General features: G+C 53.4%; 14 protein-coding genes. 8 read left to right on the top strand and 6 right to left on the bottom strand.

The features are described 5' to 3' along the window. Positions 1 to 22: 22 nt before the first annotated feature. On the bottom strand, positions 23 to 2,332 hold the full coding sequence (locus tag P8H26_RS07850) for a heavy metal translocating P-type ATPase (protein WP_289632380.1): 2,310 nt from the start codon (positions 2,330 to 2,332) through the stop codon (positions 23 to 25). Between the two features lie 75 nt (positions 2,333 to 2,407). On the opposite strand from P8H26_RS07850, the gene P8H26_RS07845 reads away from it, so the two are divergent. After that, complete coding sequence (locus P8H26_RS07845; protein WP_289632379.1) at positions 2,408 to 2,857, top strand: helix-turn-helix domain-containing protein; 450 nt, start codon at positions 2,408 to 2,410, stop codon at positions 2,855 to 2,857. A gap of 26 nt (positions 2,858 to 2,883) precedes the next feature. Next, positions 2,884 to 3,231 carry an ArsC family reductase gene (locus P8H26_RS07840; RefSeq protein ID WP_289632378.1) on the top strand — a complete coding sequence of 116 codons (348 nt, stop codon included), beginning with the start codon at positions 2,884 to 2,886 and terminating at the stop codon, positions 3,229 to 3,231. 25 nt (positions 3,232 to 3,256) lie between these two features. On the opposite strand, the gene P8H26_RS07835 is transcribed toward P8H26_RS07840, so the two are convergent. Next, on the bottom strand, positions 3,257 to 4,276 hold the full coding sequence (locus tag P8H26_RS07835; RefSeq protein ID WP_374708254.1) for a polysaccharide deacetylase: 1,020 nt from the start codon (positions 4,274 to 4,276) through the stop codon (positions 3,257 to 3,259). A gap of 252 nt (positions 4,277 to 4,528) precedes the next feature. Here P8H26_RS07835 and P8H26_RS07830 point away from each other — a divergent pair, with 252 nt between their 5' ends. The 5 genes from P8H26_RS07830 to P8H26_RS07810 all read left to right on the top strand — a co-directional run bounded on the left by P8H26_RS07830 (position 4,529) and on the right by P8H26_RS07810 (position 10,358). Beyond that, positions 4,529 to 5,200 (top strand): tetratricopeptide repeat protein, encoded by a 672-nt coding sequence (locus P8H26_RS07830; RefSeq protein WP_289632377.1) that lies wholly within the window; start codon positions 4,529 to 4,531, stop codon positions 5,198 to 5,200. A 57-nt stretch (positions 5,201 to 5,257) separates the two neighbouring features. Continuing rightward, positions 5,258 to 6,697, top strand: a complete 1,440-nt coding sequence (gene der, locus P8H26_RS07825; protein WP_289632376.1) for a ribosome biogenesis GTPase Der — start codon at positions 5,258 to 5,260, stop codon at positions 6,695 to 6,697. An 86-nt stretch (positions 6,698 to 6,783) separates the two neighbouring features. Beyond that, complete coding sequence (locus P8H26_RS07820) at positions 6,784 to 7,746, top strand: L-threonylcarbamoyladenylate synthase (RefSeq protein WP_289632375.1); 963 nt, start codon at positions 6,784 to 6,786, stop codon at positions 7,744 to 7,746. 51 nt (positions 7,747 to 7,797) lie between these two features. Then, a complete protein-coding gene (locus P8H26_RS07815) occupies positions 7,798 to 9,216 on the top strand; it encodes an FAD-binding oxidoreductase (RefSeq protein WP_289632374.1) in 1,419 nt (472 codons plus the stop codon). 575 nt (positions 9,217 to 9,791) lie between these two features. Continuing rightward, positions 9,792 to 10,358, top strand: coding sequence for a DUF6101 family protein (locus P8H26_RS07810; protein WP_289632459.1), 567 nt, complete (start codon positions 9,792 to 9,794; stop codon positions 10,356 to 10,358). Between the two features lie 115 nt (positions 10,359 to 10,473). Here P8H26_RS07810 and P8H26_RS07805 read toward each other — a convergent pair whose 3' ends face one another. The 3 genes from P8H26_RS07805 to purD all read right to left on the bottom strand — a co-directional run bounded on the left by P8H26_RS07805 (position 10,474) and on the right by purD (position 14,465). Then, positions 10,474 to 11,226 (bottom strand): crotonase/enoyl-CoA hydratase family protein, encoded by a 753-nt coding sequence (locus tag P8H26_RS07805; RefSeq protein WP_289632373.1) that lies wholly within the window; start codon positions 11,224 to 11,226, stop codon positions 10,474 to 10,476. Between the two features lie 2 nt (positions 11,227 to 11,228). Beyond that, positions 11,229 to 12,995: an acyl-CoA dehydrogenase gene (locus tag P8H26_RS07800; RefSeq protein WP_289632372.1), complete on the bottom strand. Its 1,767-nt coding sequence runs from the start codon at positions 12,993 to 12,995 to the stop codon at positions 11,229 to 11,231. A gap of 162 nt (positions 12,996 to 13,157) precedes the next feature. Further along, entirely contained in the window at positions 13,158 to 14,465 is a 1,308-nt protein-coding gene (gene purD, locus P8H26_RS07795) for a phosphoribosylamine--glycine ligase (protein ID WP_289632371.1), read from the bottom strand. A gap of 102 nt (positions 14,466 to 14,567) precedes the next feature. Here purD and ubiA point away from each other — a divergent pair, with 102 nt between their 5' ends. Further along, positions 14,568 to 15,551, top strand: coding sequence for a 4-hydroxybenzoate octaprenyltransferase (gene ubiA, locus P8H26_RS07790; protein WP_289632370.1), 984 nt, complete (start codon positions 14,568 to 14,570; stop codon positions 15,549 to 15,551). Positions 15,552 to 15,597: 46 nt separating this feature from the next. On the opposite strand, the gene pdxH is transcribed toward ubiA, so the two are convergent. Further along, the gene (pdxH, locus tag P8H26_RS07785; RefSeq protein WP_289632369.1) at positions 15,598 to 16,224 is read right to left on the bottom strand and encodes a pyridoxamine 5'-phosphate oxidase; all 627 of its coding nucleotides are present in this window, start codon (positions 16,222 to 16,224) and stop codon (positions 15,598 to 15,600) included. Positions 16,225 to 16,286: the final 62 nt, after the last annotated feature.

The raw sequence follows: 16,286 nt of genomic DNA, 5'->3' as shown, positions 1-16,286 counted from the left end.
GTGCCCTTTTTCGTCTTGGGAACTATGCCGGTTTCCAGCGCAGCAGCCGCATGGCATTGGCTGTCACCAGAACCGTGGCACCGGTATCCGCCAGAATGGCTGGCCACAGGCCGGTAATGCCGAGAATGGTGGTAATCAGGAATACCACTTTCAGGCCAATGGCGAGCGTAATATTCTGCTTGATATTCGCCATTGTGCTTTTCGACAGGTCAATCATATGTGCGACATCTGTCACGCGGCCATGCATGATCGCAGCATCGGCAGTTTCCAGTGCCACATCCGTGCCACCGCCCATAGCAATGCCGAGATCGGCTGCGGCCAGTGCCGGAGCATCGTTGATACCGTCACCGATTTTAGCAACGACCTGTTTACCGGCTTTCAGTTCGCCAACGATGCGGCGTTTATCTTCCGGCATCATTTCCGCATGGACTTCCATGCCGAGGTCGCGGCCAATGGCTTCTGCTGTGCGGCGGTTGTCACCGGTCAGCATGATGGTTCGAATACCCTGCGCCTGCAGAGCCTTAATACCCTGACGTGCATCTTCACGCGGCTCATCGCGCATAGCGATACCACCGGCAAGCTGATCGCCAATCATCAGCAGGGAGACAGTTTTGCCCTGATCATTCATATCGGCAATGCGTTTTTGATCTGCATCGGAGATCGAGGTTTTTGCTGCGATAGCCTTAGGTGAAGCCAGCAGAATGGTCTTGCCGTCAACCGTGCCGGATACACCTTTACCTCCGAGAGCCGCGCCGTCATGTACCTGTGGCAGAGCCAGTTTCTTGTCTTCCGCAGCCTTGAGAATGGCAATAGCGAGCGGATGGCTTGAGCCTTGTTCAACTGCTGCTGCATAGCGGAGAACTTCTTCTTCCGAACTGCCAAAGGCGATAATGTCTGTGACAACCGGTTTGCCTTCAGTCAGCGTGCCGGTCTTGTCAAAGGCTGCGGCTGTTACATGACCTGCGCTTTCGAGAACCGCGCCACCCTTCATCAGCAGGCCACGGCGGGCACCGGAAGAAAGACCGGCAGCAATCGCGGCAGGCGTAGAAATAACCAGAGCACATGGACAGCCGATCAGCAGAATAGCCAGACCTTTATAGATCCATTCATTCCAGTCACCACCGGCAAAAAGCGGCGGTATAATTGCCACCAGAGCGGCAAGGATCATCACTGCAGGGGTGTACCAGACCGAGAAACGGTCGATAAAACGCTCAGTCGGTGCTTTGGATTCCTGCGCTTCTTCAACCTGCGCGATGATGCGGGCAATGGTATTGTTCTGCGCAGTGGCAGTCACTTTCACTCGCAAAACCGCGTCAGCATTGATGGTGCCTGCGAAAACCTTGTCGCCGACTTCTTTGTTTTTAGGCGTGCTTTCACCGGTAACTGGTGCTTCATTGACCGCACTGTTGCCGCTGATAACTTCACCATCGGCGGCAATACGGTCACCCGGACGCACCATAATGATGGTGCCTACGCTAAGACTTGTCGCATCCTGCTCGATGATCTGGCCGTCTTTTTCCACGCGGGCGGTTTTCGGTACCAGATCGGCAAGGCCGCGAATGGAGTTACGGGCGCGCCGTGCAGCAACACCTTCGAGCAGTTCACCGATCAGGAACAGGAAGACAACCATTGCGGCTTCTTCCACTGCGCCGATAAACAATGCGCCAACGGCTGCAACGGTCATCAGTGTTTCAATGGAAAACGGCGTGCCGAAACGGGCGCCGGCAACAGCACGTCGGGCAATCGGCACCAGCCCCACCAGCATAGCGGCGGAGAAGATATAAAGCGCATATTGCGGCACGAAATGACCGATAATATAGGCTGCAACCAGCGCTGAGCCTGCGGCGATTGTCAGTTTGGCCTTGCCCTGCTGCCACCACGGCTTGTTGTCTTCATTAGTGCCATGATCATGCATATGCAGGGGCGAGGTCTCTTTGACCTTCACTTGTTTCTGCTCATGTGCGTGAGCGTGGCTATGGCCTTTATGATCGTGATCGCTGTGGTCATGCCCTGCGTGATCATGATCGTGATGGCTGTGATCGTGGTCATGATCGCCGGAGCAGACATGGGCTTCGGTTTCCGGCTCTGCAACAGCAGCGCCTTGATTGGCACCCATATAGCTGGATTTATAGCCGAGCTTTTTCAACTGGCCGGTAATGGCATCGGCTTCGACACCATTATGGGTCACAGTCATTGTGCCTTTGGTGACCGAGACATTAACGTCACTGATCTGATTGCCGAGACGGCGCACAGCCGTATCGATCTTCATTGCGCAGGAGGCGCAATCCATGCCTTCGACACGAAATTTATCCTGACGGACGGGACCGGACATGTCCAATTTCCTTTTCTCTTGCATCTTTTGAAAATCACCCTAAATGCTCTAGTGGCTATAGGAGCAAGCGCAAAAATGGATAAAAAGGGCTATACGATCGGTAAGGTTGCTGAACGCAGCGGCGTTAAGGTGCCGACCATCCGTTTTTATGAGCAGATCGGGCTGATCCGCGAGCCGGAGCGCACCGAAAGCCAGCGGCGGGAATATGGCGCGGAGGATATCAAGCGGCTGTCTTTTATCCGTCATGCGCGTGATCTCGGCTTTGAAATCAATGATATCCGTGAATTGCTGGCCATGACCGAGACGCCCAATGCGTCCTGTCATGAGGCAGATTCGATTGCGCGGCATCATCTGGATGATATTGAAAATCGCATTGAACGCCTGACCGCTTTGCGGGATGAATTGCGCCGCATGGTGAGTGAGTGCGATCACGGGCGTGTTTGTGAATGCAGGGTGATCCAGATACTCGAAGACCACAGCCAGTGTGGCCATGATCATGATCATCCGGCGCAGACATTGAAATAAAGACTATAAAGCAGAGAGGAATGGACGTGGCTGTAACTATTTACGGAATTAAGAATTGCGACACGATGCGCAAGGCTCAGGACTGGCTGACGGCTCAGAATATCGCTTTCGATTTTCATGATTATAAGAAAACCGGTCTGGATCGTGCAAAGCTTGAGGGCTGGTGCGAAACACTTGGCTGGGAAACCGTAATCAACCGTGCAGGCCAGACATTCCGTAAACTAGATGATGCACAGAAACAGAATTTGACGCAAACCAAGGCTATTGAGCTGATGCTCGGTAATCTGTCGATGATCAAGCGTCCGGTTTTGGAAAAGGATGGCAAATTGCTGGCCGGTTTCAAGTCGGAAATCTACGCAGAGTTTTTTGCCTGAAGTTTAAAATGCTGCTCTCTGTATTTCAGAGGGCAGCATGACGCTTACTTAGTTCCGGTTCCGCCAGATAATCCTGATAGCTGACACAACGCACATCTTGACGCTTGCAAACATCACGGGCGAAGCGTTCTAGCGCATTCCAGTAAGCGCCGTTATTCATCAGCACAAAATGGAAGCCCATTTGCAGCGGAATGCGCTGGCCGTCATATTGTTTGTTGAATGCGCCCATAAAGGCATCATAGCTGCGCTGCTCAAATTGTGCTGCCTGTTCCGGCTTTTCTTTAGCCCCCGAATGACGCACATAGAGATTATAGTCCATAGCAATCACCGGCTTGCGGGCAGGACCTTCCGGTATCAGCGGCAGACCGAAGCTTTTTAGACCTGCAAAATTCTTCGGTAGTTCAGGACCTGAGGTCACGCCGCTGGCCTGATAGGCAAAACCGCTGTCGCGCAAGGCTGTTTGCACCGGCTTGTCATCGGAGAGATAGGGCGCGCGAAAACCGGTGATCTTGTTATAGACCAGATCTTTCCAGCCTTCCGGTTCACCGTCAATTTTATTGGCGCTCCACGCATTGCCGACAATATTGCGGAACGCCTGAATTTCCTGCGCCCATTCTTTTGTAGTCCAGCTCTTGCCGTCAAAATGGCCGCAGCCGTGGCTGGCGATTTCATGACCTTCCAGATTGGCTTTCCAAACCTGATCAAGGCGGGTGGCAATTTCAGCTTTATCCTGAGCAAAACCGACATTGGAACGGCCTGCTTTCATGCGCGGCGGCTGATATTGCGTGCGGTCTGCGCGCTCCAGATAAAAGACGCAGGAGAGGAAATAGGTGAAATGCGCACCGGTTTCCTGACCCAAAGTGCGGCTACGCTGCCAGAGCTTATTATCATGCGCGCCGTCAAAGGAGATAATCACCACCTGCTTGGGGCGGCTGTCAGCAGCTTTTTCCTGTTGCTGCGGTGCGGCTGCCGTATCCGGCATGGCCTGTGCTGCAATCGTCAGACACAGAGAAAGTGCAAAACCGGAAAGAAGGGGCTGATACATAAAAACGAATGCTCGTGGCTAAATCGGAAGCGGACTGATTAGGTATGAAATGTGGCAAAGGGCAGGCATACCCGTTGATTTTAACGTAAAGCAACTCAAATTAAGGAATTATGCAGGAATTCACATTCAGGGCTACCATCTGCCGCCGATTCCGATTAAAAGCCGGAGAGGCGTTTTAAATAGCTGGTGATTAACACTGTCAGCTATCTTGATGCATGTTCGATAACGGTTACAGGGTTTCACAGGGTATCCATGACAGACGATAGCTTTATCCGCGAAGTCAACGAAGAGCTCCGCTCGGAACAAGTGCGCGCTGTATGGCGGCGCTTCGGCCCGATTTTGATCGGCGGCGCTGTTGCCGTTGTCATTGGTACCGCAGGCTTTGTCGGTTATGAATATTGGCGCGAAGGCAAGGCGGCAACGTCTGGCGATCAGTTCCTGTCGGCACTTGATCTGGCATCACAGAACAAGAACGATGAAGCACTGAATGCGCTGAAAACACTGGAAGCAGAAGGCGCGGGGTCTTACCCTGTTCTGGCGCAGCTTCGCTCCGCTACTTTGCTTGAGCAGAAAAAAGACATGGCCGGTGCGGTCAGTGCTTTTGATGCGGTTGCGGCAGACAGCAAGGCGCCGGTTGCCCTGCGTGATGTTGCCAAGCTGCGTGCGGCCTATATTCTGGTTGATACCGGCTCCTATGACGATGTAGCCAAACGTGCGGAAGTGCTGAGCGCGGATGGTAATCCGATGCGCGGCTCTGCCCGTGAAGTGCTGGGTCTTGCGGCTTACAAAGCCGGACGCGCAGATGATGCCCGCAAACTGTTCCAGCAGAATGCGGATGATGCGGCAATCCCTGCCAATCTTCGCCAGCGTGCGAATACAATGCTTGACCTGATGCGCAGCACAGAGACTGCAGCAAAAGGCTGAAACACTCATTAGAGCGGGACTGCTAAGAACCGCTCTATAATACGGAAAATAAGCTGAATGAGCTTTACACTCGCAATTATCGGACGCCCGAATGTCGGCAAGTCCACACTGTTTAACCGCATTGTCGGGCGCAAGCTGGCGCTGGTCGATGATACGCCGGGTGTTACCCGTGACCGCCGTATTCATGACGGCAAGCTCTATGATCTGCATTTTCAGGTGATTGATACTGCCGGCCTTGAAATTGCTGAAGCAGGCACGCTGGAAGGCCGCATGCGCGCGCAAACCGAAGCCGCGATTGACGAAGCCGATGCGGTTCTGTTCGTGATTGATGCTAAGGCCGGTTTGACGCCAACGGATATCGAATTCGCGCAGCTCGTGCGCAAATTCAACAAGCCGATTATTCTGGTTGCCAATAAGTCTGAAGCCCGTGGCGCTGATGCCGGTCTTTATGATGCCTATCGTTTGGGTCTGGGCGAGCCATGCCCGATTTCCGCCGAGCATGGTCAGGGTCTGCCTGATCTGCGCGATGCGATTGTGGAAGCGATCGGCAAAGAAAAAGCCTTCGCTGAAGAAAAAGCCGAAGAAGAATTTACGCCGGAAAAAATCGGTGCACTGGTTGGTGAAGATGTCAGTGATGAGGATGAAGAAACCATCCCTGAATATGACGCGACCAAGCCTTTGCAGATTGCCATTGTTGGTCGTCCGAATGCCGGTAAATCAACTCTGATAAATACCATGCTTGGTCAGGATCGCCTGCTAACAGGACCTGAAGCCGGTATCACGCGTGATTCTATTTCCGTTGAATGGGAATGGCGTGGCCGCAGCGTTAAATTGTTTGACACCGCAGGCCTGCGCCGCAAAGCGCGCGTGCAGGAAAAGCTAGAAAAACTCTCCGTTGCCGATGGCCTGCGTGCCATTCGTTTTGCGGAAGTGGTGATCATCGTTCTCGATGCGACCATTCCTTTTGAAAAGCAGGATTTGCAGATTATTGATCTGATTATCCGTGAAGGCCGTGCGCCGATTATTGCTTTCAATAAATGGGATCTGATTGAAGACCGTCAGGCATTGCTGGCCGATCTGCGTGAAAAAACCGAACGTCTGCTGCCGCAGGTACGCGGCATCCGCGCTGTGCCGATTTCGGGTGAAACCGGCCACGGCATTGATAAGCTGATGGAAAGCGTTGAGCTTACGCATCGTATCTGGAATTCGCGCATTTCTACAGGTCGTCTGAACCGCTGGCTCGAAGGTGTGATCACCCATCATCCGCCACCGGCTGTTTCCGGTCGTCGCCTCAAGGTCAAATATATGACGCAGGTCAAGACACGCCCGCCGGGCTTTATGGTGTCCTGCTCGCGTCCGGATGTGATGCCACAATCCTATGTGCGCTATCTCATCAATGGTCTGCGTGAGACATTCGAAATGCCGGGCGTGCCGATCCGTCTGTCGCTGCGCACTTCGGAAAATCCTTTTGCCGGTCGGGCAAAGAAGAAGCGCTAATTATATGGCACTCAAAATAAAGCCCTGCCGCAGAAAATACTTCGGCAGGGCTTTTTTAGTTGAGAAATATGCAGGAGATGAGCGGAATGGCGCAGATTATCAGCACAGAGCCGTCCGATTTGCAGATTGCTGCTGAGGTTTTGAGAAGCGGCAAGCTTGCAGCATTGCCGACCGAGACTGTCTACGGACTGGCGGCAGATGCCACCAATGGCAATGCGGTTGCCGGTATTTTCTCTGCTAAAGGCCGCCCGCATTTCAATCCGCTGATTGCCCATATGGCGACACTTGCAATGGCTGAGCGCTATGTGCAGTTTGATGACATCTCCCGCAAACTCGCGACAAAATTCTGGCCGGGGCCGCTGACCCTTGTGCTTCCGGTGCGTGACGGTGCGGAGATACATCCGCTGGTGACTGCCGGTCTCACAACACTGGCTATTCGTATGCCGCGCGGGCCGGTGCGTGAGATTATCGCCATGCTTGACCGCCCGCTGGCGGCACCAAGCGCCAATAGTTCTGGGCGCATCAGCGCCACGTCTGCGCAGGCCGTGCAGGATGATCTGGGCGCTAAGCTTGATCTGATTGTTGATGGCGGTGCCTGTGTGGTGGGGCTGGAATCCACCATTGTTAAAATTGAAAATGGTCAGGCATTTCTGTTGCGTCCGGGTGGGTTGGCAGCCGAAGAGATTGAGGCTTTCCTCGGTCAGCCTTTACATCGTCTGGATCAGCGTGCGGCCATTCAGGCACCAGGTATGATGGCATCTCACTATGCGCCAGATGCAGTGATGCGGTTGAATATCTCTGAAGTTCGGGAAGGCGAGGCGCTGCTGGCTTTTGGCGCGCAGCGAGCAACAGGTGCGGATAAAGCGGCTGCGGTGCTGAACCTGAGCCCTTCCGGTGACTTGCATGAAGCTGCCGTGCATTTGTTTGATTATATGAAAAAGCTGGATGCCGCAGGGGCGAAGACGATTGCCGTAGAGCCGATACCGCATCATGGTCTGGGTGAGGCAATCAACGATCGCCTGTCCCGCGCGGCAGCACCGCGCGAATAACTGGAACTGGGCGGCTGCGCCGCGCGATTAGTTGAATTTGGGCGGAAGCAGATGATGACGATTTCAGAAGAGTTGATCGCACGGTTCACGGCAATTGTCGGTGAGAAAAATGCACTGCGTAATCCTGTAGATCAAATTTCTTATTTAAGTGAGCCGCGTGATCTGTTTCATGGCCGCGCCGCTTTGGTGTTGCGTCCGGCAACGGTGGAAGAAGTCTCGAGCATTATGAAACTGGCCACTGAGACGGCAACACCTGTTGTGCCACAGGGTGGTAATACTGGCCTTGTCGGTGCGCAGCAGCCGGATACCAGCGGGCGGGCGATCATTCTCTCGCTGTCGCGGCTCAATAAAATCCGTAACATTGACACGATCGGCAATCTTGTCACAGTTGAAGCCGGTGTGGTTCTGCAAAACCTGCAGGAAGCCGTGCAGGATGCGGGGCGGTTGTTTCCGTTGTCCTTGGGTGCGGAGGGGTCCTGCCAGATCGGTGGTAATCTTTCGTCCAATGCAGGCGGCACGGCTGTGCTGGCCTATGGCAATATGCGGGAATTGTGTCTTGGTCTTGAAGTGGTCATGCCGGACGGACAGGTGCTGAATGATCTGCGCCGCGTGAAAAAAGACAATACCGGCTATGATCTGCGCGATTTGTTTATCGGCGCGGAAGGTACGCTTGGTGTTATCACCGCTGCGGTACTGAAAATGCACCCGCAGCCGAAAGGCAAAGCGGTGGCCTATGCCGGTTTGCAAACGCCGGAAGATGTGGTGCAATTTTTCCGCTTGGCCAATGATGAGGCTGGTCACGCCTTGACGGGTTTTGAGCTGATGCCGCGCATTGGCATGGAATTTATCCTCCGCCATATTGCCGAGGCACGTGATCCTCTGGAGAGTGCCTATCCGTGGTATGTGCTGATTGAGGTTTCCTCTGCCCGCTCTGAAGCCGATGCCCAGGAGATGATGGAAGCCATCCTGAGCCAAGGTTTTGAAGCCGGACTGGTGCAGGATGCGGCCATTGCGCAAAATGGTGCGCAGGCCAAACTGTTCTGGAAAATGCGTGAGGAAATGTCTCCGGCGCAGAAGCCGGAAGGCGGTTCAATCAAACATGATATTTCCGTGCCGGTTGCTTCAATTCCGGCTTTCATTGCGGAAGCCGCGCTTGCGGTTGAGGAAATGATCCCGTCGGCGCGTGTGGTCTGTTTCGGTCATATTGGTGATGGCAATCTGCATTATAATGTTTCGCAGCCAGTGGGTGCAGATAAGCAGGCTTTTCTGGCACGCTGGCATGAGCTGAACCATCGCATCCACACTATCGTTATGCGGTACAATGGCTCCATCTCGGCAGAGCACGGCATCGGCGCGCTGAAGCGTGAAGAATTGCGGGCTTTCAAACAGCCGCTGGCATTGGAGCTGATGCAGCGGATCAAACAGGCTTTTGATCCGAAGAATATTATGAATCCGGACAAGCTTCTCTGACCCGCTCTAGTTAAAGTTTAAACGCTGAGCCGCCGTTTCGTTAAGAAGCGGCGGCTCAATTGTTAAAAAACATCGGCTTTTCCCACCGCTCATCATGAATGACCGGTAAATATCCACATTTTGAGCCGAAAAATTGCAGTTAGCAAAAGATTGATACGCAACGAGCGTGTTTAATGCGGATTTAATGTCCACAGCCTCAGCCTTAACAACTGGTTGCTGACTTATGGTGAATTTCAGAGAATATTCAGAACTGAGTGCCTGTGACTATGAAAAAGGGCTTTGAAAAGTAATAACTAGCTCTGTTTGTTTAGCTCTTGTTAAAAATCATAAATATTTACCGGTCTCTTACGGTTAAGCTGTGTTTACAGGCCTTGCTGAAGTCTTAACTGTGGTTGGAATCTGTAAACCATTCCCGCAAAGACTAAAGCATTAACCGTGTCATTTAAGCAGATTGGTGACTTGCCTGCGCTATTCTTGTGTCTAACGAAGCCAAAAAGGCTCGGTAGATAAAAAGAACCGAAATAAAAATAACAGCGGTTCTCAGAAGAAACAGGGCGCGAATAATGATGAACCAGATGCTGGAAAAACAGGACAAACCAGTTTGGGCGAGCAGGGAGATCCGGCTTGATCCTTTCCAGTTCCCGCAGAGCGTGTCTTACGCTTCTACCGGCGAGCAGGAAGATGTGACTTTCACGATCAATGAGCGTGGCGCAGTATTGCGACGCGTATTGCCTTCCAGCGGTTTGCCAATGTCTGTGGCGTTGCCTGCCCATGTGTTTCTCGGCGTGGCTGCGCGTGCTGTAGAAGATGCCAGCGGTGTGATTACAGTGACGCTAGAACTGATGCACGAAGATGCGCAAATGTCTGTGCCGCTTCTGGTTGCGCATGATCTGGATGATGTTGCTGCCGACTGGCATGCATGGGCGAATGCTTACAAGCTGCCAATGTTGCTGGTTGAAGCCGATGGTGTTGCTCGTCCGCTTTATGACAGCATTGGCGGTGTGGCAGCTTCTGCGAGCACTGAGCGCCGTCAGGGACAGGAGCAGCGCCGTCGCCGCCCGCGTTTTCTGGCACGCCGCAAAACCGGTTCGCTGGGCGTAAGTTTGAAGATTTCAGGCCGCGAGATTATCTCGCGAGTGTAAAAGAAACTGAGATTATCTCGCGCGTTTAAAGAAGAAATATGTGATCTCCAGTCACAGAACATGCAAAAAACCGTATGCTTGAAGGGGCATACGGTTTTTTGCATTTGGGCTGAGCTTACTTTTTACGCGAGAGGAACGCACCGACAGCCTGTGCAGTCTCGGCAGATTTCAGGCGGTCAGCAAAAATTTGTGCCTCGCGGTCAATCCGCTCTGTGAGTGGTTCTGCAGCACTGCGCAGCAAATCACGGGTCAGTTGCAGGGCAACGGGTGGTCGGGCGGCCAGTTTAAGTGCGGTTTTCAGTACTTCCGCTTCCAGTTCATCTTCCGGTACGATGCGCCAGACAATACCAGCTTCCAGAGCTTGCTGTGCGGTCATGGCTTCCCCCATTGCCAGTAGGGCAAAGGCGCGTTGATAGCCCATGATTTTAGGGGCTAACAGGCTTGAACCCGCTTCCGGCACCAGACCGAGATCGACAAAAGGGGTGTGAAACACAGAGCGTGGCGTGGCAAAGGTCAGGTCGCAATGCAGGTTCAGCGTGGTGCCGACACCGATTGCCAGTCCGTCAACGCCGGAGATCAGCGGTTTGCGTGTCAGCGCCAGCGTGTGCAGAAAGTCGATAATCTCCGCGCCGAGGCTGCCTTGTGATAGAGCGGCTGTCATGAAATCCTGCATATCATTACCGGCAGAAAAGGCGCCGGGCTGGCCGAAAATTACGCTGACGCGGATACTGTCATCGCTGTCAGCATTTTTGAGCGCCTCGGCAATGCCGTGATACATATCACGGGTAATAGCGTTTTTCTTTTCCGGCCGGTTGAGGCGGATGATCTGTACGGCTTCATGGCGTTCTACTTTAATAAATTCGCTCATTGTCAAATATCCTGCAGAAGCTTGGTTGCATTTGTCAGGCTGGCTGCACCACTGAGAATGCTCTGTTTAAGTCCGGCTGTTTCCTGCAGTGTATTCTGTGCAAAGAAGGTCGCCAGCGCGGCTGAATTATCATCATGCAATCCGGCTTTGGTCAGATAAAGCGCGCCGACAGTCAGCGACAGCAGGCGCTGATAGGCTGTGGCACCGCAAAGCGCTGTCTGGTTGTCACCTTTAACAAGACAATCTTGCAGGAAGCGCGTGGCTTCCTCTGTTGTATCCAATGCGGCTTCAAGCTGCGGTGCAATAGCCTTGAGTGTAGCTGAGGTCTTTGCCTGCTCGGCAATGTCTCGCAATTCCTGCAGGAATCCGTGAATATGACCGCCATTTTCCAGCGGTAGTTTGCGCATCACCAGATCAATAGCCTGAATGCCGTTGGTGCCTTCATAAATTGGCAGGATACGCGCATCGCGCAGCAACTGGGCGGCACCGGTTTCTTCAATATAGCCCATGCCGCCATGCACCTGAATACCAAGCGATGCCACATCCACACCGCTATCGGTGGAGAAAGCCTTGGCAAGCGGTGTCAGCAGGCTGGCACGGTTTGCCCAGAAATCTGCTTTGGTACTATCGGCTTTGGCCATGTCCAGCGCCTGTGCGCAGGAGTAGCAAATAGCGCGGGAAGCCTGTGTCAGTCCCTTCATGGTCAGCAACATGCGCTGGACATCGGGATGCTCGATGATAGGGCTCATTTCCGCGCCCTTCGGCGCATTCAGGGAACGTCCCTGACGGCGATCGAGCGCATAGGCGCGGGCTTTCTGATAGGCAGCCTCGGCAATGGCAACACCCTGAATGCCGACCAGCAGGCGGGCATTGTTCATCATGGTGAACATATAGACGAGGCCTTTATGCTCTTCACCGATCAGATAGCCGACAGCGCCTTTGTCGCCGGTGTCGCCAAAACCGTCACCATAAATCATGGTGCAGGTCGGCGAGGCGTGAAGGCCGAGCTTTTCTTCCAGTCCGGCGCAGAACACATCATTACGTGCACCGAGTGAGCCGTCTTCATTGACCAGATATTTCGGCACCAAAAACAGGGAAATCCCTTTGGTGCCTGCCGGTGCGTCGGGCAGGCGGGCAAGTACCAGATGCACGATATTATCGGTCAGATCATGCTCGCCATAAGTGATAAAGATTTTCTGTCCGAAAATCCGGTATGTCCCGTCATTCGCCCGTTCAGCACGGCAGCGTAAAGCGCCGAGATCGGAACCTGCCTGCGGTTCGGTGAGGTTCATGGTGCCTGACCATTCACCGGAGATCAGCTTTTCGAGATAGGTTTTTTTCAGTTCATCGCTGGCGTGATGCTCCAGTGCTTCAACTGCGCCCATCGTCAGCGTGGAAGCAATAGCAAAGCCGAGCGAACCGGAGTTCCACATTTCTGCAACGGCGACCGAGAGCAAAGTCGGCAGACCTTGACCGCCATAGGCAGGATCGCCAGTCAGGGCGTTCCAGCCGCCATCCGTCCAGTCTTTGTAAAGTTCTTTCCAGCCTTCTGCAGTAGTCACTTTTGCATCTTTCAGGGTTGCGCCCTGATGATCGCCTTTGGTGCGTAAAGGAGTGATGCGCGTTTCGCTGAATTTTGCCGCTTCCTGCAAAATGGCTTCGACAATATCCGGTGATAGTTCTGAAAACAGCTCGGTTTTCAAAAGTTCCGGCAGGTCTGCAACCTGATTGAGTGTCTGGCTGATTTCAGCAAGTGGCGCGCGATACATCTGCTTCCTCCGTTTGGCGCATTCCGGTGAAAGAATGCAGCCGTAGTTCTCCTTATAAATATTGGTACCGGCTTATTACGTAAACGTCAATAAAATCTCAGAGGAGCAAAATAAGAAAAAACCCGCCAGTGAGGCGGGTTTTAAAAAGAGGTGTAAACTGTTTTAGTTTGCGGATTTTTCACGCTCGACAGCACGCCAGCCGATATCCGACCGGCAGAAACCTTCCGGCCAGTCAATTTTCGACACAGCCTGATAGGCTTTTGCCTGTGCCTCAGAGACTGTCTTTCCGGTGGCAGTTACATTGAGTACACGTCCGCCATTGGCCAGCAACTCACCATCTTTATGCACAGTGCCTGCATGGAACACTTTCACATCCGGCAGAGCATCAGCTTCTTCAACACCTTTGATGACTGTGCCTTTGCGCGGGGAGGCCGGATAACCTTCCGCTGCCATCACCACGGTGAGGGCGGCATCGTCGCTCCAGCGGATAGAAACCTGATCCAGTATATTATTGACCGCTGCCAGCATAATCACCAGCAGATCGTCTTTGAGACGGGTCATCAGTACCTGACATTCAGGGTCGCCGAAGCGGGTATTATATTCAATCAGCTTAGGGCCGTCTTTGCCGATCATCAGACCGGCAAACAACACACCACTGAAAGGTGCGCCGATCTCGGCCATGCCACGCATGGTCGGCTCAATCAGTTCGCGCATCACGCGCTCTGTCATGGCCTCATCCATAATTGGTGCAGGGGAATAAGCGCCCATGCCACCGGTATTGGCACCGGTATCGCCGTCACTGACGCGTTTGTGATCCTGCGCACTGCCGAAAGGCAAAGCTGTGGTGCCGTCGCAAATGCAGAAGAAGCTGGCTTCTTCACCATCGAGAAACTCCTCAACCACAACTTCTGCACCAGCATCACCGAAATGGCCTTCAAAACAGGCATCTACGGCATCCAGTGCTTCTTCCAAAGTCATGGCAACGACCACGCCTTTGCCTGCGGCCAGACCATCGGCTTTAACGACAATCGGCGCACCTTGCTCGCGAATATAGGCTTTGGCCTTTGGCGCATTGTTGAAACGGCCATAGCTGCCGGTAGGAATATCAAAACGAGCACAAAGATCTTTGGTAAAACCTTTAGAGCCTTCCAGCTGGGCAGCAGCCTGTGAAGGGCCGAATACTTTAATGCCTGCTGCAATCAGCGGATCGGTAATACCGGCAACCAATGGCGCTTCAGGGCCGACCACCACCAGATCAATCTCAAAGCTGTGGCAGAAGGAAATCACAGCGTCATGATCATCAATATCCAGATCAATCAGTGTGGCACATTCAGCAATGCCCGGATTGCCCGGTGTGCAATAAAGAGTGCCGAGCAGCGGAGATGCTGCCAGTTTCCAGCTGAGCGCGTGTTCACGGCCACCGGAGCCGATCAGCAGAACTTTAAGAGCGTCTGAGGGGGAGGTGGTCACAGGCATTTCTCCATATGTGCTTGAGGCTTGCTCCTCCTTTACGAAATCGGTAGAGAATTTAAAAGCATTTATGAGAATGCAACTGCGAAAGGTTTGCATAACATGGTTCAGATTCAGGCACGCGGGCAAACGGGCAAGGTTATGGATGCGCCGTCCGGCCATTGGGTCTACCGGTTATTGCCGCCAAGCCTGTGGCCTTATGCGCAGCTTGCCCGCTGGGATCGGCCGATTGGCTGGCAGTTGCTGCTCTGGCCGTGCCTGTGGTCGGCGGCTCTGGTTGCAAGCGCTGGTGCAAAGCCCGGTGATGATATCTGGAGCGTACTGCCTTCTCTGTGGCATCTGCTGCTGTTTCTGATCGGTGCTATTGCTATGCGCGGTGCCGGTTGCACGCTCAACGATCTGGCTGATCAGGATATTGATGATCAGGTTGCGCGCACGCGCTCCCGCCCTCTGCCGTCCGGTCAGGTGACGCGCAAACAGGCATGGGTGTTTTTAGGCCTGCAATGTCTGGTTGGTCTTGCTGTTGTGTTGCAGTTCAACTGGTTTACCGTCGCTCTGAGCTTTGCATCACTGGTGATTGTTGCAGCCTATCCGTTCATGAAGCGCATTACCGACTGGCCGCAGCTGGTGCTGGGTATGGCCTTCTCATGGGGCGCATTGGTAGCATGGTCGGCACAGACCGGCTCTTTGTCGCTATCGCCGGTACTGCTCTATATCGGCGCGATCCTGTGGACGATCGGCTATGATACGATCTACGCCCATCAGGATAAGGAAGATGATGCGCTTGTTGGTGTGCGTTCAACAGCCCGTCTGTTCGGCTCAAAGACGAAACAAGCGCTCATAGTGCTTTATGGCGGGGCATTGTTGTGCTTTGCCGGTGCGTTTGCGGTTGCGGAAGTGCCAATGCCTGCATTAGCCGGTTTGCTTGCCGCCGGTGCGCATCTTTACCGCCAGATTACAGTGCTGGATATTGATAATCCTGAGCAATGCCTGCGGTTATTCCGCTCTAATAATGTTGTTGGCTGGCTGATCTTCGCCGGATTAATCTTCGGGGCATTATGGGTCGTGATTAAACCGATGGTTTGACGATGCTCTAAAAATAAAAGCCGTGTCTCAGACACGGCTTTTTTTATTATGGGTAGAATTTTTGCGTTGTCCACGGGACATCGGGTGTGTCGCGCTTGAAGATCAGGCGATCGTGCAAGCGGAACGGACGGTCGTGCCAGAATTCAATGTAAGTCGGGTTGATGCGGAAACCTGACCAGTAGTCAGGGCGGGGGATCTCACCAATGGCAAAACGGGCAGTGTATTCGGCAACGGCTTTTTCCAGTGCAAAACGGCTTTCCAGCGGGCGGGACTGTTTGGAAGCCCATGCGCCGATACGGCTGCCGCGCGGACGGGACTGATAATAGGCATCGGCTTCCGCATCCGTGACCTTTTCCACAGGGCCGCGCACACGAATCTGACGGCGCAGAGACTTCCAGTGAAAGCACATTGCAGCTTTTTCTGAGGATAAAATCTCGCGGCCTTTCTGACTTTCATAATTTGTGTAGAATACGAAGCCTTGCTCATCGAAGTCTTTTAGCAGAACCATACGCACATTCGGCATGCCGGTTTCGTCCACAGTCGCCAGCGCCAGAGCCAGAGCATTGGGATCATTGGGTTCTGACTGGGTTGCGTCTTTGAGCCACTCTGCAAAAAGCCGAAATGGTTCAGTTGCTGCTGTAAAGTCACCGCTTGTTAACTCGGATTTGCTCATAATAAATGCCTGTTTCACATTAATATCAGGGACGCATCGTTTCGGTTCACGTTCCTCAGGCC

The sequence above is a fragment of the Pseudochrobactrum sp. sp1633 genome (assembly GCF_030376605.1).
Lineage (GTDB): Bacteria > Pseudomonadota > Alphaproteobacteria > Rhizobiales > Rhizobiaceae > Pseudochrobactrum.
The sequence above is the reverse complement of the archived record's forward strand: the minus strand, read 5'-3'. Positions and strand labels throughout refer to the sequence as shown.

Bases quoted from the DNA above. Each gene is read 5' to 3' on its own strand.
- P8H26_RS07830 (WP_289632377.1), top strand. From the start codon at position 4,529: ATGACAGACGATAGCTTTATCCGCGAAGTCAACGAAGAGCTCCGCTCG.
- der (WP_289632376.1), top strand. From the start codon at position 5,258: ATGAGCTTTACACTCGCAATTATCGGACGCCCGAATGTCGGCAAGTCC.
- P8H26_RS07815 (WP_289632374.1), top strand. From the start codon at position 7,798: ATGATGACGATTTCAGAAGAGTTGATCGCACGGTTCACGGCAATTGTC.
- P8H26_RS07850 (WP_289632380.1), bottom strand. From the start codon at position 2,332: ATGTCCGGTCCCGTCCGTCAGGATAAATTTCGTGTCGAAGGCATGGAT.
- ubiA (WP_289632370.1), top strand. From the start codon at position 14,568: ATGGTTCAGATTCAGGCACGCGGGCAAACGGGCAAGGTTATGGATGCG.
- P8H26_RS07800 (WP_289632372.1), bottom strand. From the start codon at position 12,995: ATGTATCGCGCGCCACTTGCTGAAATCAGCCAGACACTCAATCAGGTT.
- P8H26_RS07845 (WP_289632379.1), top strand. From the start codon at position 2,408: ATGGATAAAAAGGGCTATACGATCGGTAAGGTTGCTGAACGCAGCGGC.
- P8H26_RS07810 (WP_289632459.1), top strand. From the start codon at position 9,792: ATGCTGGAAAAACAGGACAAACCAGTTTGGGCGAGCAGGGAGATCCGG.
- P8H26_RS07820 (WP_289632375.1), top strand. From the start codon at position 6,784: ATGGCGCAGATTATCAGCACAGAGCCGTCCGATTTGCAGATTGCTGCT.
- P8H26_RS07835 (WP_374708254.1), bottom strand. From the start codon at position 4,276: ATGTATCAGCCCCTTCTTTCCGGTTTTGCACTTTCTCTGTGTCTGACG.
- P8H26_RS07805 (WP_289632373.1), bottom strand. From the start codon at position 11,226: ATGAGCGAATTTATTAAAGTAGAACGCCATGAAGCCGTACAGATCATC.
- pdxH (WP_289632369.1), bottom strand. From the start codon at position 16,224: ATGAGCAAATCCGAGTTAACAAGCGGTGACTTTACAGCAGCAACTGAA.